The sequence below is a fragment of the Citricoccus zhacaiensis genome (assembly GCF_014645315.1).
GTDB classification, from domain to species: domain Bacteria; phylum Actinomycetota; class Actinomycetes; order Actinomycetales; family Micrococcaceae; genus Citricoccus; species Citricoccus zhacaiensis.
On record NZ_BMLQ01000011.1, the window covers coordinates 51,150 to 69,427 of the forward strand.

The window sequence follows — 18,278 nt, forward strand, 5'->3', positions numbered from 1 at the left end:
AGGGCTTCTCCTGTCAGTCGGTGTAGGCCGTGCCCTGGACGTCCAGGGCCTCGTCGATCAGGTCATATTCGAGCATCAGGTCCGCGCCTTGCTGGAGCTTTTCGAGGTCCAGTTCGGCGGAGAACACGGGCAGCTCGATCTCCTGCACCACCTCGGCGGTGACCGTGGTGAACTCCGGCACCAGCGCGCTGAAGGCCTCGCGGTTGCCGTCGAGATCCTCCATCGACGAGGACAGGGCCGAACGCAGCCCGTCGATGACCTCGGGATGGGCGTCGGCGTACTCCCGGGTGGTGATCCATCCGGCCACGGGCATCTCCTCGGCGGGACCCGCGAACAGGTTGCCGATCTTCACCAGCCCCTCCTTCTCGGAGACTGCCTGGAACGGCTCGACCTGCCAGATGGCGTCCACGTTGCCGTTCTGCACGGCGGCGGCCATGTCCGGGTACGGCATCTCCATCACCTCGACGTCGGCCGGCGAGAGTCCGGCTTCCTCGAGTTGGGCGTAGAGGGCCACCGTGCCGATGTTCTGCAGGTTGTTCACGGCGAAGCTCTTGCCCTTCAGGTCGGCGATCTCCTCGATACCGGAGTCCGGACCCACGTAAATGCCGTGATCGTCGGCACCGACATCGTTGCCGGCGATCAGGACGATGGGCAGCCCCTGCTGGGCGGCGAGCAGGGCCGAGGTGTAGTTGGCGTAGGTAATGTCGACATTGCCGGAGGCCAGAGCCGGGATGGCCGCCGCGCCACCCTGGGTCTGGGTCAGCTCGGCATCAATGCCGGCGTCCTCGAGGTACCCCTGCTCATCGGCATTGACGAGGGTGGAGGTGTGCACGAGCGGGAAATAACCGATGTTGACGGTCTCCAACGCACCTGAGCCCGCCCCGGCGGCGGAGGACGATCCGGCGGTGTCCGCTTCGGCGCTGCTGGGTGAGCCGGAACCGCAGGCGGTCAGGGACAGCGCGGCGGCGGACAGGACGCCGGCGGCCAGCAGGCTGCGGCGCCGGGCATCCAGGAGTTCTCGTGTGGGCATCGTGGTCTCCTTGATTGACGGGGATGCCTTCGACTATGAGTCATGTCACACTGTTTTCATCGGAGTTCTCCCTTTGAAAGGAAACGCATGGCCAGAACGTCCGCGGGCCGGTCCTCACTGAGCCGCGCGGTGGACCTGCTGGACGCCTTCGACTCCAACTCGGTGTTCCTCACCGCCACCGAGATCGCCCAACGCACCGGCAGCCCGGTGTCCACCACCCACCGACTGCTGGGTGAGCTCACCTCGCTCGGTCTGCTCGAACGCGCCCCGGACCGGACCTACCGGCTCGGGGCGCGGATCTGGGAATGGTCGGCACGCTCCCCCGGAGCCGCCGGCCTGCGGGCCGCGGCCCTGCCCCACCTGCAGAAGGTCCACCATGCCGTCCGGCAGCACGCCCAGATCGGGATCCTCTCGGGCCGCGACGTCCTGTTCATCGAACGCCTGTCCGCGCCGGACGCCGTCGTGAACTATTCGGTGATCGGCCAGCGGTTGCCCGCACTGGCCTCCTCCTCCGGCCTCGTGCAACTCGCGTGGCTGCCGGAGCGGGAACAGGAGGCCGCCCTGGCCGCCGGGCTGAAGCAATTCACCTCGATGACCGTGACGGACCCGGCCCAGATCCGCCGCCGCCTGGCCGAGATCCGCCGCACCGGTCACGTGGTCAACGACGGGTTCCTGCACACGGCCGCGCGCGGCATCGCCGTGCCGCTGCGCGGGCATCAGGATGACCTGCTGGGCGCACTCTCCGTCATCGTCCCCAACGACGCCGCTCCCGTGCTGCCCTACGTCAGCCTCCTGCAGACCGCCGCCGCGGCGATCGCACGGGACTACGCGGCCCTGACCAGTGGCCGCCGGGCCTGAGCCGGCCCGGGTACAGCCCTGAGTCTGACCGGATCCGGCTACGGGCATGGCGCCGATGTCCACCGTTCTTAGCGTGGTGTTCACCGAACGCTCTCCTGCGCGTTGACGGCGACCGGTGAACTGACCAGGTCACGGTGGGGACACCCACCGCTCATCACTCGCGCCTGGCTCTCGCACGGACAGGCGCAGGCCTGAACATCGGAGCCCCCAACATGCAGCGCAAGCTACCCGCGGCCGCCCTGGCCGGACTCATGACCATCGGCTTCCTGGCAACCCCCGCCACAGCCACCCCCACTGAATCGGCCACCGGCCAGCCCGCCGGGACCACTGCCGAGTGCACCGCGGCGAACTTCGCCGACAACCAGGCCGGCTCTCAGTACTTCGAGCACGTCCGATGGATGCAGTGCTCCGGCATCACCACCGGCTACGCCGACAACACCTACCGCAAGGGCACCGACATCGACCGCGGCGAGTCCATGGCCTTCGTCTACCGCTACCTGAACGAGGACTTCACCCCCGGCGAGGCCAGCTTCCCCGACGCCCCGGCCGGCTCCACCCACTTCGAGGCCATCGAGTGGGGTGCCGCCGAAGAGATCACCACCGGCTACGAAGACGGCACCTTCCAGCCCGAGCGTGCCGTGGAACGCGGCGAGTTCGCCTCCTTCCTCTACCGCGCCCTGGACCCCACCACCGAGGCCGACCCCGACGTGAACTTCCCGGACGTGGCCGAGTCCAACACCCACCACGACGCCATCATCTGGCTCGCTTCCGAGGGCATCTCCACCGGCTACAAGGACGGCAACTTCAAGGCCAAGGATCCGATCACCCGCGGCGAGGTCGCCGCCCTGATGAGCCGCCTCGACGGCGTCATCAACCCCGAGGACCCGGGCACACCGGACCCCGAGGTTCCGGAGCCGGAGATGCCCGCCGGCGAGCCGGTCCTGCTGACCGACCCGTTCCTGCAGGTCCCCGAGGTCGGCCAGACCAACGTCGCGTGGTTCACCGAGCTCAAGGGCAGTCAGCACTGGGTCATCACCGGCGACGTCTACGGGCTGACCGCTGAGGACCTCATGCCCACCGTGGACAAGGCCACCAACTCCCGCTCCGGCGTCTTCCAGTCCGAAGCGAACAACACGCAGTTCACCGTCACGAAGGCCGAGACCACGCAGCTGTCCCGCACCGCCGAGGACGCGGATTCGGTGCTCTCCGACGCCCCGGCAAAGGAAGACGGCATCGTATCCCGGGACATCTTCCGCCATGAGGCCACCGTGACCGGCCTCGAAGACGCCGGGGAGGTCGAATACCGGGTGGTGTCGCTGCTGGACGGCAAGCCGGTGCTGTCCGAGACATTCACCCTCGAGGACGCCAAGACCGCCGAGGAGGACGCCAACATCCTGTTGACCTCGGACCACCAGGCCAAGAACAACACCCCGGCCAACCTCGAGTGGGCCGAGACCGTCTTCGGCCCCGGCGGCATCGATGCCGTGTTCATGGCCGGCGACCTGGCCAACGTGCCGGACCGCGCCTCCGAGTGGTTCGACTCCGAGAACGGCCTGGCCTTCTTCCCCGGCCTGCAGGGCAACGCCGGATTCGAGGCCCCGAACGGCGAGACCTATGACGGCGGCGAGATCATCCAGCACGCCCCGCTCTACACGGCCATCGGCAACCATGAGGTCCAGGGCCGGATCGACGGCATGACCTCCCTGAACGAGTCCTTCAACTCCCCGGTCCCCCGCGAGGTCGCCGAGGCTGAGTACGAGAAGGTCGCAGGGGAGGTCAACCCGTCCGGTGACGAGCAGGTCAAGGAGCAGTGGATCGAGGACAACTCCTTCTCCACCACCACCTACGAGGAGCTCTTCTCGCTGCCCGAGTCCGAGGCCGGCGGTGAGCAGTACTACGCCACCACCGTGGGTAACACCCGCCTGATCTCGCTCTACTCCACGCGCATCTGGCGCTCCGGCACCGCCGATTCCGACCCGGCGGCACGCCAGGCCGCCTCGCGCTTCCAAGAGGCCGCGGACACGCTGGACGACCCGATGGCCCAGGGCCACGGCTCGTTCATCTTCGAGACCCTGGCCGTGGACTCGGACCAGTACCGCTGGCTGCAGGACGAGCTGGCCTCGGACGCCACCACCGAGGCCGAGAACGTGGTCGTCATGATGCACGAGGGACCGCAGGGCCTGGGTGACAACGTGACCCCCGCCTTCGCGGAGCCGACGAAGATCGAGGAGAAGGACGCCGAGGGCAACGTCACCGGCATCCGCTACGAGTACGAGGCTAAGAACAACAAGCTCCTCACCGACCTCACTCCGTTGATCGACGCCGAGGGCACCACCGTGGACCTGGTGTTCAACGGCCACTCCCACCTGTGGAACCGCTTCGAGTCCGAGCACGGCGTGAATTACCTGGAGACCTCCAACGTGGGCAACTCCTACGGCGCCTACCACGAACTCTCCGGCGACTCCCGTCCGGTCCCGGGTGCGCCGTGGAACGCGGACAACTACGTGGAGCAGGGCAGCCCGGGTGGCCTGGAGCCGATCGTCCCGTCCGAGCGCCCGTTCGCGTCCCTGGTGGACCCGGACCAGGACGCCCCGTACGTCGCCTCGAACGACTACAGCATCTTCACCAACCTGGACACCCAGGCCGGCTCGGTGACGTCGTTCATCCTGGACACCAAGAACCCGGACGCGCAGCCGGAGGTCCTGGACGTGTTCATGCTGGACTGATCCACCATCACGAGAGCGCTACTTGTCGAGACACCCCGGTGTCATCGACAAGTAGCGCTCTCGTGTTTTAAGGGATGTGGGGGTGGCGTGGCGTAGCTTGTCCTGGTGAGGCCCCCGAAGAACCCCCAGATGCCCGACGGCGGCGCGCCCCAACGCGTGCCCGTCTCCATCGCCCTGGCCTCCTTCACCTCCAGCGTGGACCGTTTCGCGGTCAGCCCGCTGCTGGTGTTCCTGGCCGTGGACCTGGGCGCTTCCCTGGACGAGGCGGTGGCCGTGGCCGGGGTGTACTTCCTCGCCTACGGATTCACGCAGCCCCTCTGGGGAACCCTCTCGGACCGATTCGGGCGGATGCGGCTGATGCGGATCGCCCTGGCCGGCTCCGTGGTGTTCGGCCTGCTCTCCGCGATCGCGCCCACCCTCCCGCTGCTCATGTTGTTCCGCTGTCTGACCGGTGCCTGCTTCGGCGGGATCATCCCCACCGCCATCACCTTCATCGGGGACACCGTGCCACCACTGCGCCGCCAGGCCGCGCTGGCGGACAACATGGCGGCCATCGCGGTGGGGACGGCGATCGCGACGGCCGCGGCCGGCGTCGTGGGCGAGACGGTGGGCTGGCGGCTGATGTTCGCCCTCCCGCCGGTGCTGGCCGTGGGCTGCATCCTGGCCCTGCGGACCACCGCCGAACCCCCATTGCCCGCCCGGCGGCCCCTGCTGGGGGCCTTCGCCGAGGCGTTGCGGCACCGCTGGATGCTCGCGGTGATCGGGTTGGTGTTCGTGGAGGGGGCCGTGGTGCTGGGGTTGCTGACCCTGCTGGCCCCGGCTCTGCAGGACCAGGGCCTGGACGCGTCCGTGGCGGGCCTGGCCGTCGCCGCGTACGGGGTGTCCACCCTGGCGTGCAGCCGGCTGGTCCGGCCCATCCTCCGCCGGCTGTCCGTCCCGGCGACCATGGCCCTCGGCGGGGCGGGCATGGTAGCCGGCTATGCCGCCGTCGCCGTCCACGTCTCAGTGCCGACGGTCGCGTTCGCCGCCGCCGCCTTGGGTTGGACCTGGGCGCTGCTGCATACCTCGCTGCAGGCCTGGGCCACGGATGTGCTGCCCGGGTTGCGCGGAACGGCCGTCGCCCTGTTCGCCGCCTCCCTGTTCGCGGGCAGCTCGGTGGGCACGCTGGTGGCGGGCCCCCTCGCCGACGCCGGCCAATGGGCCTGGCTGTTCGGCGCCACGGCCGCGGTGGCCGCGGCACTGGTGGCGCTCGTGGTGGTGGCGCAACGGCGCTACCTGCGTTCCGTCCCGCCGTCCTGACACACGCGCGGCCAGCATGGACCGGAACGCCGAATCGCTGGCTGACAGGCTATGATCCTGTGGTCATCACCGCTCATCGCCCCCGCCGGAATGCTCCCCCGCCGGCGTCCGGGGCTCGCACCGAAAGCCTTGCACATGCCCTTGCCTCGCCCTGCCCGCGCCCTGGTTCCGGCCGCCCTGCTGGCCGCCGGCCTCCTGACCGTCTCCGCCTGCTCCGCTGTGCCAGAGGAGGTGGACGAGGCCGCCCGGGCCTTCGGGGTCGAGCTCAATCCCGACCGGAAGGACGCCAACGACCTGGTGGCGGGTGAGTGCTTCATCGAGCCGGAGGCCGACGAGCTCATCGGCGTCAGCACCGTGGACTGCGGCGAAGAGCATGACAACGAGGTGCTGCACGTGGTCGCGGTCCCCGAGACGGTGGAGTACCCGGGCGAGGATCCCGAGCTGTGGTGGGAACACGAACAGGTCTGCGCCGGTCAGGTCTTCGAGGACTATGTGGACGAGGTCTGGGAGGACTCACCCGACTGGGACTTCTACCCCCTCATCCCCAACGAGTACTCCTGGGAGAGCGGCGACCGGAGTATCCACTGCGTGCTGTACCGGATGGACGGCACGTCCTGGACGGGCAGCCCCTCCACCGGGGACGCCGAGCCCGTCAACGGCTGAGCACTTCGCTCCGGCCCGTCTTCGGCTCTGCCGACTCAGGCTCGTCGACACTTCGGCCTTCATCGGCCCTGGCCGGGATGGTGGCCCGGGCGGCCTCAGCCGAGACGATCGACATGCTTCCCGTGGCCAGCGGTTCGCTCTCCACCGCACGCTCGATCCGGGTGGCCAGTGGCTTCTCCTTCACGAAGCACAACAACACGGCGGCGAGCAGGGCCAGCGGCGCGATCCACAGGAAGATCGGCGTCAGGGCGTCACTGTAGGCGGTGATCACCGTGTCATGGAGCGGCTCCGGCAGGCCCTGCACGGCGGCGGGGGTCAGCGAGTCGGCGTTGCCCATCTGACCGGACGCCCCGGCGGGGATTCGCTCGGTCATGAGGTTCGCCAGGCGGGACGCGAACAGGCTGCCGACCAGCGAGGAGCCCAGGGTGGCACCGATCTGACGGAAGTAGTTGTTCGAGGCCGTGGCGGTGCCGACCATGGAGATCGGGAAGGTGTTCTGCACGATCAGCACGAGGATCTGCATGGACAGGCCGAGACCGAGGCCGAGGACCGCCATGTAGGTGCAGACGATCCAGATCGGCTGATGCGGATCCATCAGGGACAACAGACCCATAGCGCCGGTGATCACGAACGCGCCGACCACCGGGTACCACTTGTACCTGCCGTACTTGGAGACCAGCTGCCCGGACACCGTGGAGGTGACAAGCATGGTGGCCATCATGGGGATCATCGCCAACCCAGCCACGGAGGCCTCCAGGCCGAAGGACATCTGCAGGTAGGTCGGCATGTAGCCCAGCGCGCCGAACATGGCGACGCCGACGAACAGCCCCGAGATGGTGGTCAGTACGAAGTTGCGCTCCCGGAACAGCGTCATCGGGATCAGCGGCTCGGCGGTGCGGCGCTCCACCAGCACGAAGACGACGGCGGCCACCACGAACACGGCGATGAGGCCCAGGATGACCGGGTCGGTCCAGGCGTAGGTGCTGCCGCCCCATGTGGTCACCAGGACCATCGAGGTGGTGGCGACGGCGATCAGCGCCATGCCACCCCAGTCCAGGGTCGGACGGCCCCGGGTGTTGCGCGGCAACTTGAGGAACACGATGGCGGCCAGCAGGGCCAGCACGCCGATCGGCAGGTTGATCCAGAAGGCCCAGCGCCAGCCGGGGCCGTCCGTGAACCAGCCGCCCAATAGGGGGCCGATCACGGAGGACAGGGCGAAGACGCCGCCCATGATGCCCATGTACTTGCCGCGCTCACGGGCCGGGACCACGTCCGCGATGGCAGCCTGGGACAGGATCATCAGGCCGCCACCGCCGAGTCCCTGGATGACGCGGGCCACGATCAGGGTGGTCATGTCCGGGGCCAAGCCGCCGACCACGGAGCCGCCCATGAACACGGAGATGGCGAAGATCAGCAGCGGCTTGCGGCCGATCTGGTCACCAAGCTTGCCGTAGATCGGCATGGCGATGGTGGTGGCCAGGATGAACGCCGTGATGACCCAGACCATGCTGCTGACACCGTTGAGCTCACCGACGATGGTCGGCAGGGCGGTGGAGAAGACGGTCTGGTTCAGGGAGGCCAGCAGCATGGCCAGCATGAGGCCGATGAACAGTGGGACGAGCGTTCCCTTCGGGACCGCGGAACCGGACGTGGCCGAAGGTGTGGCCGGGCCGGCGTCGGGCACGGTCTTCTGGACCGGCGCGGCGGGGGCGGATGCGGACCCCTTGAGAGCATCCTGGGGGTGGTGGGTCATGAAAGCTTCCTGTAGAGGTCCTGGTAGAGGTCAAGGGCGTCGTCCACGGAGGACTGTGCGAGATATCCGCCGGCCGCGCCACGGGTCACGATGAGATAGCGCAGCGGGACGCCGGCCGCCATGGTGAGCATGCGGGCTGTCTGCTCCACGCTGTGGCCGTTGAGTCCGCCGGACCAGGCCGGATGGTCGGCCATGGCCGTGGCGATCATCTGATAGACGAGGTCCTCGCCCTGCATCATCATTTCCCGGCGCCGCAACAGCAGATGTGGGAACTTCTCGAAGAGTCTGCTCCGCCGGTCAGCATCCCCCTCCGCGTACGTGCTCCGGCCGACGGTCAGCAGGAGTTCCGTGGTGCGGTGAATGAGCCCCTCCTCATCGAGGAAGTCCTCGGGCAGCTCAGGCGCACTGGGCGGCATCACGCCGAGAATGGCGTCTTCCTTGGTGGGGAAGTAGTTGAAGAACGTCCGCTGGGAGATGCCGGCCTCGCTGGCAATGGCCTCGACGGTGACGTGCTTGGTGTCGTCATCGAGGGCGAGTTCTGCGGCAGCGTCATGGATGGCGTGCCAGGTCTCGGTCTTCTTGCGCTCGCGAAGGGACGTCGAAGCAGGGGAATCCGTGGGGGGCATGCATCTATTTTTGCACAACTGCACTTATTGCGCAACTGCAATTATGCAGTGATGCAGCTCACCCCTGACGCGCTGAGCCCGACTGCGCAGCCTGCTCTTCCGCCATCCGGCGCACCTCGGCGATCTCCAGGCCCTTGACTTGATCCAACAGCTCTCCGAGGGCAGAGCCGGGCAGGGCTCCGGCCTGGGAGAAGACCAGCACGCCGCCGCGGAAGGCCATCAGCGTGGGGATAGACGTGATGCCGGCCATCGCGGCCAACTGCTGCTCGGCCTCGGTGTCCACCTTGGCGAACACCACGTCGGGGTGCTTCTCGGAGGCGGCCTCGAACACGGGGGCGAACTGGCGGCACGGGCCACACCACGCGGCCCAGAAGTCGACGAGGACGGTGTCATTCTCGGCAACGGTGGTGCCGAAGGTGTCTACGGTGAGGTCAACGGTGGCCATGGGGCTCCTGACAGGAGAGAGGTCGGAATCTACATCCCTCAACCCGTCCGGCCCTGCCTGCTATTCCTGGGCGCGCGCCAGCTCGGTCAGCAGCCGGGCCAGCTCGGCCTGGTCCGGCTGGGACAGCACCGAGAAATAGTCGCCGGCCTCCCGGCGCCGGGCCTCACGGACGTCTTCCCGCAGCTGGACGCCGACCCCGGACAGGCTGATGCGGGTGGCCCGCCGGTCCGCGGGGTCGGGCCGGCGCTCCACGAGCCCCTTGGCCTCGAGCTGGTCGATGACCTCGGTGGCCGAGCGCGGGGCGATCCGCAGCCGGTCGGCAATGTCCTTCAGGCGCAGCCCTTCCTCGATGTGCTGGCCCGCCTCCTGGCAACGGCGGTGGTCAGCACAGGCACCGTGGCCATCCGGCCCATGCCCATGGGCGCCACCCCCCACGGCCTGCAGGGCCCGGAACTGATACGGCGTCAGGTCAAAGGGAGCCAGCTGATGACTCCACCGGTGGCGCAGCCGGCGGAAGGCGGCGTGCATGAGGTCACCGAGGTCGGGGGTCTCGGACGTGGGGCCACCAGCAGGCATACCCCTCATCCTACGCATCCCACTCGATATTGACTCCTAACCTCTTAGTGAGGTAACCTCGCTATATCGGGTTCGAGCGTAAGGCTCACCCGACGCACCGGGAACTCCCTCCCGAACAGCCGGCGCCCCGGACCCCACGACTTCCCTCCCTCAGCTCTCTATCGAAGGAGCGCACGCCCATGAGCACCCCAGCCCTCCACACCCCCTCCGACCCGCCCGGCGGCGGAGGCCGCGGCCCCGCCAAGGTGAACCCGGCTGACAAGACCCAACTGCAGCGCCACCCCGTGTCCCTGCGCCGCATCGCGGCGCTCTTCGCCCCGCACAAGGTGACCATCGCCGTCGTCGTGCTGTTGATCTCCGTCTCCTCGGTTGTCAATCTCGCCCAGCCGTTCCTGGTCCGCGGGGTGATCGATGACGCCCTGCCGCATCAGGACCTCCCCCTGTTGGCCGTCCTGGCCGGTGCGATGGTGGCCGTGGCGGCCGTGACCGCTGTGATCGGCGTGGTCCAGACGTGGATGGCCACGCAGATGGGTCAACGGGTCATGCACACCCTGCGCGTCAAGCTCTTCACGCACCTGCAGCAGCAGTCGCTCGGGTTCTTCACCAGGACCCGCGGCGGCGAGGTCCAGTCCCGCCTGACGCATGACATCGCGGGCATGCAGTCCGTGGTCACGTCCACCGCCACGGGCGTCGCCACCAACCTGACCACCACCGTGGCCACCGCCGTCGCCATGGTGGCGCTGTCCCCGCAGCTCTCGCTGATCTCCCTCGTGGTGCTGCCGCCGGCCATCTGGCTCTCCCGCCGCGTGGCCCTGATCCGCCGCGCCGTCACCGCCGAACGCCAGCAGACACTCGCCGCGCTGCACACCCAGGTGGAGGACGGCCTCTCTGTCTCCGGCGTCCGCCTGGCCAAGACCCTCGGCACCACCGAGCGGGACGCCGTCCGCTTCGCCGACCGCTCCGAGTCCCTCGTGGACCTGGAGATGCGTTCCCAGCTGGCCGGCCGCTGGCGGATGGCGACCATGCAGATCATCTTCGCCGCCATCCCCGCCATCATCTACCTGGCCGCCGGCTTCCCGGCGACCTCCGGCGGCATGACCATCGGCACCCTTGTGGCATTCACGGCCCTGCAGGGCACCGTGTTCCGCCCCATCATGGGCCTGTTGAACATCGGCGTCCAGTGGGTCACCGCGCTGGCCTTCTTCTCCCGCATCTTCGAATACCTCGACCTCGATCCCGAGCTGAAGCCGCCGGCCTCGCCCGCCGCGATCGACCCGGAGGGAGTCCGCGGCGAGGTCCGCTTCGAGAACGTCTCCTTCGCCTACGACGACGGCGCCCGGCGGGTTCTCGACGGCATCGACCTGATGGTCCCGGCCGGGACGTCCACGGCCGTCGTCGGCCCCACGGGGTCCGGCAAGTCCACGCTGGCCGGGCTCCTCCCCCGGCTCTACGACACCACCACCGGCCACGTGACGATCGACGGGACCGATGTCAGGGACATCGCCCCGCAGGACCTGGCGAAGATCGTCGGAGTGGTCTCCCAGGAGACCTATCTCATCCACGCCTCCGTGCGCGAGAACCTGCTCCTGGCGGACCCGGAGGCCACCGATGCCCGCCTCTGGGAGGTCCTTGCCGCCGCCTCATTGACGGACACCATCGCAGCCCTGCCCGAGGGGTTGGACACCCTGGTCGGGGCCCGCGGCCACCGTTTCTCCGGCGGCGAGCAGCAGCGGCTGGCCATCGCCCGAACCATCCTGCGCGATCCTCCCGTGCTGGTCCTGGATGAGGCGACCTCGGCGCTGGACAACACCACCGAGGCCCGCGTGCAGGCCGCTCTGGACCGCCTCTCCGTGGGGCGGACCACCCTGCTGATCGCCCACCGGCTGTCCACCGTCACCGAGGCAGAGCAGGTCGTGGTGCTCGACGCTGGCCGGATCGTCGAGCGCGGCGCCCCGGCCGAGCTGCTGGCCGGCACCGGCCCCTTCGCGGTACTCGCGGCCCGTGGGGATCAGCCATCGGCCACGGCCCTCAGATCGCCAGTCGCTACGGGCTAGCCAGGCCACCGGGAGCCGTGCCTAGGGTAGCCACGGACCCACCCCAGTCCTGCAGTCCGGGATCCTCGTCCCGCACGACGGCGTTGGCGCCCTCCGCGCCACAGGTCACGGTCAGCAGGACCCGACGAAAGGCCAGTTCCATGACCGAGAAGCAGCCCCGCATCCCCGGCTCGCCCGGCTCAGCCACTCCCCCTGTCGCGGAACCGACCACCCCGGCCGGACCGCTCCCGCCCTCCCCGGACCAGTCCGGTCCGGCCACCGTGTCCCCCACCGGCCAGGAGACGGGCACGCCTCAGGACAAGATGGCCCAGGGCGGGAAGTTCCTGACCACGGCCCACGGCGCCCGCCTCAAAGACTCAGACCATTCCCTCCGGGCTGGGCCGCGCGGGCCCGCCCTGTTGCAGGACCATCACTTCCGGGAGAAGATCAGCCACTTCGACCACGAGCGGATCCCGGAGCGCGTGGTGCATGCACGCGGCGCGGGTGCCCACGGCACGTTCCGCGGTTACGGCACGGCCTCGAAGCTCAGCCAAGCCGGGGTCTTCGCCAAGGACAAGGAGACGGAGGTCTTCGTCCGCTTCTCCACCGTGGTCGGTTCCCGCGGCTCCACGGACCTGGCCCGGGACACCCGCGGCTTCGCCACCAAGTTCTATACGGATGAGGGCACCTGGGACCTCGTGGCCAACAACATCCCGGTGTTCTTCATCCAGGACGCGCTCAAATTCCCGGACGTGGTGCACGCCGTGAAGCCGCACCCGGACCGGGAGATCCCCCAGGCCCAGTCCGCCCATGACACCTTCTGGGACTTCGTCTCCCTGCACACCGAGGCACAGCACCACACCATCTGGTTCATGGCGGACCGCGGTATCCCGCGCTCTTTCCGGATGATGGAGGGCTTCGGAATCCACACCTTCCGTCTCGTCGCGCAGGACGGCTCTACCGTGCTGGTGAAGTTCCACTGGAAGCCGAAGCTCGGCGTGCACTCGGTGACCTGGGAGGAGGCCCAGATCATCAGCGGCGCGGATCCGGACTTCCACCGCCGGGACCTCGCCGACGCCATCGAGGCCGGGGCCTTCCCCGAGTGGGAGCTGGGCGTGCAGGTCTTCGAGGACACCGAGGACCAGATGTTCGCCGGGATCGACCTGCTCGACCCCACCAAGATCGTGCCGGAGGAACTGGTGCCGGTGGAACCGATCGGCCTGATGACCCTGCACCACAATCCGTCCAATTACTTCGCCGAGACGGAGCAGGTGGCGTTCAACCCGAACAACCTCATCCCGGGCATCGACGTCACCAATGACCCCCTGCTGCAGGGCCGCCTGTTCTCCTACCTGGACACCCAGATCACCCGTCTCGGCGGGCCGAACTGGAACCAGCTGCCGATCAACCGTCCGCACGCCGCGGTGAATGACATGCTGCGGGACGGCATGCACCAGACCGCGGTGCACGCCGGGGTGGCCCCCTATCGGCCGAACTCGCTGGACGGCGGCAATCCCTTCGAGACGCCCGACGGCGACCGGCCGTTCATCGATCACCCCGCCCCGGTGTCCGCCTCGGTGAAGGAACGGGCCCTGCCGGCCTCGTTCGACGACCACTTCAGCCAGGCCCGGTTGTTCTTCCAGTCCCTGTCCGAGGTGGAGAAGGAGCACACGGCGCAGGCCTACACCTTCGAGCTCGGCAAGTGCTACGAGCAGGCCATTCGCGAGCGCCAGCTGAAGGCCCTGGCCGCGATCGACCCGACCCTGGCGCAGGTCGTCGCGGACGGGCTGGGCCTGCCGGTGCCGAAGCCGGCGGAGTCCCCGGCCGACGTCGTACCGTCCCCGGCGCTGTCCCAGGTGGGCCGGGAATGGCCGCTGGACGGACGGCAGGTTGGCATCGTGGTCGGGCCGGAGGTCGATGCCGGCGAACTCTCCGGCGCGGTCACCGCGGTGCATCAGGCCGGATTGGTGCCGCTGGTCGTCGCACCGAGCGGCGGGGAGGCCGCCACGCGGCTGCTGGGCAAGGATCTGGTGGCCCAACGCACCTACCTCACCGCCCGGTCCATCGAGTTCGACGCCGTCCTGGTCGCCTCCGCGACGCCCCCGGCCCCCGACGCCGCCAACGGCCTCGACAGCAAGGTCGGGGCCACCACCCCGGAGGGCATCGATCCCCGGGTCTCCCTGCTGCTGGACGAGGTGTGGCGCCAGGCCAAGGCCATCGGTGCCTACGGGGCCGGCGAGGACGTGCTGCGCACGGCCGGGTACCTGGAGGGAGCCGGCGTCGTCACCGGTGCCGGCGGCGAGGAAGCGGTCCAGCAGCTGCTGCGCCTGATGCCCGCGCACCGGGTCTGGGAGCGGTTTCCGACGACGGGCCGCTTCGCCACCACCTGATCCGGACGGCCTCCACCCACCCTCCGGCCGACCCTCCGGACCGCCGCCGGTCACGGCGCCTCCATTGGCGTCTGACCAGCGGCGGGCCGGTCTCGGGGGCCCGGTTAGGATCGGGGCGTGACCGACGACAACAGCACACCCCTGCCCGGACTCCGTCAGGGCAGGTCAGCCGCGTGGCTCCCGTTCGTCCTGAGCGTGATCGCGCTGACCGCCATTGTCGTCTGGGGCGTCCGGATCTATCCCGACCTTCCAGAGACCGTTCCCACCCACTGGGGTCCCGGCGGAGTGCCGGATGCCTGGGAGGAGAAGTCCTTCGGCTCCGTGTTCATGCCGCAGATGATCGCCGCCGGCACCACGGCGCTGATGGCGGTCCTGGCGCTCATCATCCCCGCGGTGATGAACCCTCCGAAGGATCCCTCGGCCTGGAAGCGATACCGGCTGGAGGGGGCCGAGCGCGCCACCATCTCCGTGCTGGGCTGGATCTCCCTGTTGACCGTCTTGCTGGTCGGGTACCTCGGCGCCCAAGGCTGGATCTCGCCGGACGAGGTCTCCTTCGCGTGGCCGATGGCCGCCTACCTCATCCTGATCTTTCTCATGATCTTCCTGCCCTACCGGCGCTGGAGCCGCTGGGCGGACGCCCAGTCCAGCGAGCACGGCTTCACTCCCACCGCAGAGGAACGGGCCGAGGAGGAGCTCTGGCTCCCCGGAGGAATCTACAACAACCCGGATGAACCGCTGATCTTGGTCCCCAAGCGGGAGGGCTACGGCACCGGGGCCACCATCAACGTGGGCAACCGGGCCGGCCGGATCACGGTCGTGGTGTTCCTGGTCGTGTTCGTGGGCGGCCCCTTGGCGCTGTTTTTCGCGGTCGCCTGAGGTGGTGCTGCCGTCCCCGTCCGTCCCCCGTCAGCGCGACTCCACCCGATCAGCGGAGAACCGTGGCAGGAAGGACAGGGCGATCATGGTCACGCCCAATCCGAGGTGCAGCCAGTTGTCCGCATTGTTGAGCGGCACGAAGTTGGCCGGCGAGTCGTGCCCGATGAACAGGCCGTAGAGCCAGAGCAGGAGATAGACGACGCCGCCCCACAGCAGGTAGTGCCGGGCCATGGTCCCTGTCCGGGCCAGCGCCAATCCGGCGATGCCATAAAGCAGATGGACGATGTTGTGCAGGATCGAGACCTGGAAGACCCCCATCAGCATGGCCTCGGAGTGGTGTCCTGCGAACTGCATGGTCTCGTAGTTGGTGGTGAGGCCGGGGATGAACCCGGCGATGCCGACAAGGAGGAAGACGATGCCGTACACCATGGCGACGATCTGGACGGGGCTGCGACCGGCCCGGTCCTCGCCGGCGGCAGGACGGGCGGGGGTGGTGGGGTGCTGCGATGACGTGGACATGACGGTTCCTTTCGTCAGTCGTGAGTTTCACAGGCGGTTGGCCCTACTTCGATCATGACGCAGGGCTGAGGCGGGGTGAAGATCTCGACGGCGCGGACCGGCCCTTCCCCGCACCCCGGGGCAGGTGACTACGGTGGGCCGGGATACGGACGCCAGACTCAGGAGGGACCATGTTCACCCCAGATATCGCCCCCGGCGTACACGTGATCGAGCATGCCAACGTGAACTGCTATCTCGTGGAGAACGAGGAGGGCCTGACCCTCGTCGATGCTGGACTGCCGGGGGTCTGGACCGAACTGGGCCAGGCGATCCGCGCCGTCGGACGGCGGCCGGAAGACGTGAAGGCCCTGGTGCTCACCCACGCCCACTTCGACCACGTGGGCGTCGCGCGGCGACTGGTGCAGCGGCTGGGGGTACCGGTGTACGGCCACCGGGACGAGCGCACCCTGGCGGCTCACCCCTATCGGTACGCCCATGAGAACCCGCGTGCCACCTACCCCCTGAAGCATCCGAGGGCCGTGCCGATCCTGACGTCCATGCTCTTCGCCGGGGCCCTGGGAGTCAAAGGCGTGCATGTCACGGACGAGCTGGAGGTCTCCGCCCCGGTGCCCGTTCCGGGACGTCCCCGCGTGGTCGCCAGCCCGGGGCACACCGCCGGTCACTGCGCCCTCCACCTGCCCGATCGGGATGTCCTGTTGACCGGAGACGCCCTGGTGACGCTGGACCCGTACACCGGGGAAACCGGTCCCCGGATCGTCGCCGGGGCCGCCACCGCTGACAGCGACCTGGCGCTGCGGAGCCTGGACGCACTCGCGCAGACACAGGCCGGCACGGTCCTGCCAGGCCATGGCCGGCCCTGGACCGGGGGCATCGAAAGCGCTGTGGCCGAGGCCCACCGCCACGGGCGCTCCTGACCTGGTGTCCAGGTGAGCGCAGCCGGAGCTGGATGCGATCAGGCAAATTTCACGACGACGGCCCCTCGTTCCGTGCCGCGGTGCCCGGATACGGTGGAGAACGTGAGCCGGATCCCCCAACCCACCCTGTCCCTGCAGGCGAACTTCGCCTCCGATCTGCCGGAACTGTCCATCCCGTGGCAGGCCGAGGAGACCCCGGAGCCGCGACTGCTCGTGATCAATGAACCGTTGGCCGCCAATCTCGGCCTGGACCCGGAGTGGCTTCGCAGCCAGGACGGCGTCGGCCTTCTGACCGGCAACCGCGTGCCCGAGGGTGCCGCACCCGTGGCCCAGGCGTACGCGGGGCACCAGTTCGGCTCCTACGTCCCCCGGCTGGGTGACGGTCGGGCCCTGTTGCTGGGCGAGATCACGGACACCGGTGGCCACCGGCGGGACATCCACCTCAAGGGTTCCGGGCGCACGCCCTTCGCCCGCGGCGGGGACGGGAGGGCCGTCGTCGGGCCGATGCTCCGGGAGTACCTCATCAGCGAAGCCATGCACGGACTCGGCATCCCGACGACCCGCTCGCTGGCGGTGGTCGCCACCGGCCGGACCGTCCTGCGCGAGGAGGGTCCGCTGCGGGGGGCCGTGCTCACCCGCGTGGCGGCCAGCCACCTGCGCGTCGGCAGTTTCCAGTACGCCCGCAACCACGAGGACCCAGCCGTCCTCCGCCGCCTGGCGGACCGGGCCGTGGAACTTCATCACCCGGCAGCGGCCCAGGACGAGAACCCCTACCTGTCCCTGCTCCGCGGCGTGATGGCGGCGCAGGCCGGCCTGGTGGCCCAGTGGCTGCTGGTCGGGTTCGTGCACGGGGTGATGAACACGGACAACATGACCATCTCCGGCGAGACCATCGACTACGGCCCCTGCGCCTTCATAGACGCCTTCGACCGCAACGCCGTGTACAGCTCCATCGACACGGGCGGGCGGTACGCCTACGGGAACCAGCCGGCGGTCGCCCAGTGGAACCTGGCCCGGTTTGCCGAGGCCCTGCTGCCACTGCTGCACGAGGATCAGGAGCGGGCCGTCAGCCTGGCCACGGAGGCCCTGGGCGAGTTCCCCCGGGAGTTCGGGACCGCCTTCTCGGCCGGCATGCGCGCCAAGTTGGGTCTGCCAGCAGACTCCCCGGACGAGACCGTGGGCACGCTGATCGATGACCTCCTCGCCCTGCTGCAACAGGACCACGTGGACTACACCCAGTTCTTCCGCCGCCTGGGCCATGGCGCTCGCGGAGACCTCGGCCCCGTCCAGGCCGTGTTCACCGACCGCCCGGCCTTCGATGCCTGGACCGAGCGCTGGCTGGCGTTCGGTCCGGATCCAGCGGCCATGGAGCGGACCAACCCGGTCTACATCCCCCGTAACCATCTGGTCGAGGAGGCCCTCGAGGCTGCGACAGCTGAGGATCTGGCGCCGCTGCACCGCCTGCTGGAGGCCGTCAGCGAACCGTTCCACGAGCGCCCCGGCTTCGAGCGCTACGCCGAGCCCCCGCCGGAGGACTTCGGCCGGTACCGCACCTATTGCGGGACGTGAA

Annotated in this window: 16 protein-coding genes; 9 read left to right on the forward strand and 7 right to left on the reverse strand. The window is 69.0% G+C overall.

The features are described 5' to 3' along the window. Positions 1-13: 13 nt before the first annotated feature. Positions 14-1,030, reverse strand: a complete 1,017-nt coding sequence (locus IEX49_RS15210) for an ABC transporter substrate-binding protein (protein ID WP_188806954.1) — start codon at positions 1,028-1,030, stop codon at positions 14-16. Positions 1,031-1,117: 87 nt separating this feature from the next. Here IEX49_RS15210 and IEX49_RS15215 point away from each other — a divergent pair, with 87 nt between their 5' ends. From IEX49_RS15215 to IEX49_RS15230, 4 genes are all read left to right on the forward strand, one after another. Then, positions 1,118-1,888 carry an IclR family transcriptional regulator gene (locus tag IEX49_RS15215; RefSeq protein WP_188806955.1) on the forward strand — a complete coding sequence of 257 codons (771 nt, stop codon included), beginning with the start codon at positions 1,118-1,120 and terminating at the stop codon, positions 1,886-1,888. Between the two features lie 212 nt (positions 1,889-2,100). After that, positions 2,101-4,614, forward strand: a complete 2,514-nt coding sequence (locus tag IEX49_RS15220; RefSeq protein WP_188806956.1) for an S-layer homology domain-containing protein — start codon at positions 2,101-2,103, stop codon at positions 4,612-4,614. Between the two features lie 105 nt (positions 4,615-4,719). Then, positions 4,720-5,913, forward strand: a complete 1,194-nt coding sequence (locus IEX49_RS15225) for an MFS transporter (protein ID WP_229672770.1) — start codon at positions 4,720-4,722, stop codon at positions 5,911-5,913. A 135-nt stretch (positions 5,914-6,048) separates the two neighbouring features. Beyond that, the gene (locus tag IEX49_RS15230; RefSeq protein WP_188806957.1) at positions 6,049-6,576 is read left to right on the forward strand and encodes a septum formation family protein; all 528 of its coding nucleotides are present in this window, start codon (positions 6,049-6,051) and stop codon (positions 6,574-6,576) included. On the opposite strand, the gene IEX49_RS15235 is transcribed toward IEX49_RS15230, so the two are convergent. The 4 genes from IEX49_RS15235 to IEX49_RS15250 are packed head-to-tail and all read right to left on the reverse strand — an operon-like array spanning position 6,566 to position 9,976. Further along, positions 6,566-8,329, reverse strand: coding sequence for an MDR family MFS transporter (locus IEX49_RS15235; protein WP_188806958.1), 1,764 nt, complete (start codon positions 8,327-8,329; stop codon positions 6,566-6,568). The two genes, IEX49_RS15230 and IEX49_RS15235, sit on opposite strands and share 11 nt — an antisense overlap. Continuing rightward, positions 8,326-8,955, reverse strand: coding sequence for a TetR/AcrR family transcriptional regulator (locus tag IEX49_RS15240; protein WP_188806959.1), 630 nt, complete (start codon positions 8,953-8,955; stop codon positions 8,326-8,328). Before IEX49_RS15240 ends, IEX49_RS15235 begins: the two co-directional genes overlap by 4 nt. 58 nt (positions 8,956-9,013) lie before the next feature. Then, entirely contained in the window at positions 9,014-9,400 is a 387-nt protein-coding gene (gene trxA, locus IEX49_RS15245) for a thioredoxin (protein ID WP_188806960.1), read from the reverse strand. A gap of 60 nt (positions 9,401-9,460) precedes the next feature. Beyond that, complete coding sequence (locus IEX49_RS15250; protein ID WP_188806961.1) at positions 9,461-9,976, reverse strand: MarR family winged helix-turn-helix transcriptional regulator; 516 nt, start codon at positions 9,974-9,976, stop codon at positions 9,461-9,463. 179 nt (positions 9,977-10,155) lie between these two features. On the opposite strand from IEX49_RS15250, the gene IEX49_RS15255 reads away from it, so the two are divergent. Beyond that, complete coding sequence (locus IEX49_RS15255; protein ID WP_188806962.1) at positions 10,156-12,030, forward strand: ABC transporter ATP-binding protein; 1,875 nt, start codon at positions 10,156-10,158, stop codon at positions 12,028-12,030. On the opposite strand, the gene IEX49_RS15260 is transcribed toward IEX49_RS15255, so the two are convergent. Next, entirely contained in the window at positions 12,020-12,172 is a 153-nt protein-coding gene (locus IEX49_RS15260; RefSeq protein ID WP_188806963.1) for a hypothetical protein, read from the reverse strand. The genes IEX49_RS15255 and IEX49_RS15260 overlap by 11 nt on opposite strands. Here IEX49_RS15260 and IEX49_RS15265 point away from each other — a divergent pair. Together IEX49_RS15265 and IEX49_RS15270 are read left to right on the forward strand one after the other, a co-directional pair. Further along, entirely contained in the window at positions 12,171-14,399 is a 2,229-nt protein-coding gene (locus IEX49_RS15265) for a catalase (RefSeq protein ID WP_188806964.1), read from the forward strand. The genes IEX49_RS15260 and IEX49_RS15265 overlap by 2 nt on opposite strands. A gap of 117 nt (positions 14,400-14,516) precedes the next feature. Further along, on the forward strand, positions 14,517-15,275 hold the full coding sequence (locus tag IEX49_RS15270) for a DUF1648 domain-containing protein (protein WP_188806965.1): 759 nt from the start codon (positions 14,517-14,519) through the stop codon (positions 15,273-15,275). A 30-nt stretch (positions 15,276-15,305) separates the two neighbouring features. On the opposite strand, the gene IEX49_RS15275 is transcribed toward IEX49_RS15270, so the two are convergent. After that, a complete protein-coding gene (locus IEX49_RS15275; RefSeq protein WP_188806966.1) occupies positions 15,306-15,794 on the reverse strand; it encodes a DUF4383 domain-containing protein in 489 nt (162 codons plus the stop codon). A 170-nt stretch (positions 15,795-15,964) separates the two neighbouring features. On the opposite strand from IEX49_RS15275, the gene IEX49_RS15280 reads away from it, so the two are divergent. Beyond that, a complete protein-coding gene (locus IEX49_RS15280) occupies positions 15,965-16,708 on the forward strand; it encodes an MBL fold metallo-hydrolase (RefSeq protein ID WP_188806967.1) in 744 nt (247 codons plus the stop codon). 102 nt (positions 16,709-16,810) lie between these two features. After that, a complete protein-coding gene (locus tag IEX49_RS15285) occupies positions 16,811-18,277 on the forward strand; it encodes a protein adenylyltransferase SelO (protein WP_188806968.1) in 1,467 nt (488 codons plus the stop codon). Position 18,278: the final 1 nt, after the last annotated feature.

Coding starts and splice junctions, on each gene's coding strand:
- IEX49_RS15210 (WP_188806954.1), bottom strand. CDS start 1,030: ATGCCCACACGAGAACTCCTGGATGCCCGGCGCCGCAGCCTGCTGGCC.
- IEX49_RS15215 (WP_188806955.1), top strand. CDS start 1,118: ATGGCCAGAACGTCCGCGGGCCGGTCCTCACTGAGCCGCGCGGTGGAC.
- IEX49_RS15220 (WP_188806956.1), top strand. CDS start 2,101: ATGCAGCGCAAGCTACCCGCGGCCGCCCTGGCCGGACTCATGACCATC.
- IEX49_RS15230 (WP_188806957.1), top strand. CDS start 6,049: ATGCCCTTGCCTCGCCCTGCCCGCGCCCTGGTTCCGGCCGCCCTGCTG.
- IEX49_RS15235 (WP_188806958.1), bottom strand. CDS start 8,329: ATGACCCACCACCCCCAGGATGCTCTCAAGGGGTCCGCATCCGCCCCC.
- IEX49_RS15240 (WP_188806959.1), bottom strand. CDS start 8,955: ATGCCCCCCACGGATTCCCCTGCTTCGACGTCCCTTCGCGAGCGCAAG.
- trxA (WP_188806960.1), bottom strand. CDS start 9,400: ATGGCCACCGTTGACCTCACCGTAGACACCTTCGGCACCACCGTTGCC.
- IEX49_RS15250 (WP_188806961.1), bottom strand. CDS start 9,976: ATGCCTGCTGGTGGCCCCACGTCCGAGACCCCCGACCTCGGTGACCTC.
- IEX49_RS15255 (WP_188806962.1), top strand. CDS start 10,156: ATGAGCACCCCAGCCCTCCACACCCCCTCCGACCCGCCCGGCGGCGGA.
- IEX49_RS15265 (WP_188806964.1), top strand. CDS start 12,171: ATGACCGAGAAGCAGCCCCGCATCCCCGGCTCGCCCGGCTCAGCCACT.
- IEX49_RS15260 (WP_188806963.1), bottom strand. CDS start 12,172: ATGGAACTGGCCTTTCGTCGGGTCCTGCTGACCGTGACCTGTGGCGCG.
- IEX49_RS15275 (WP_188806966.1), bottom strand. CDS start 15,794: ATGTCCACGTCATCGCAGCACCCCACCACCCCCGCCCGTCCTGCCGCC.
- IEX49_RS15280 (WP_188806967.1), top strand. CDS start 15,965: ATGTTCACCCCAGATATCGCCCCCGGCGTACACGTGATCGAGCATGCC.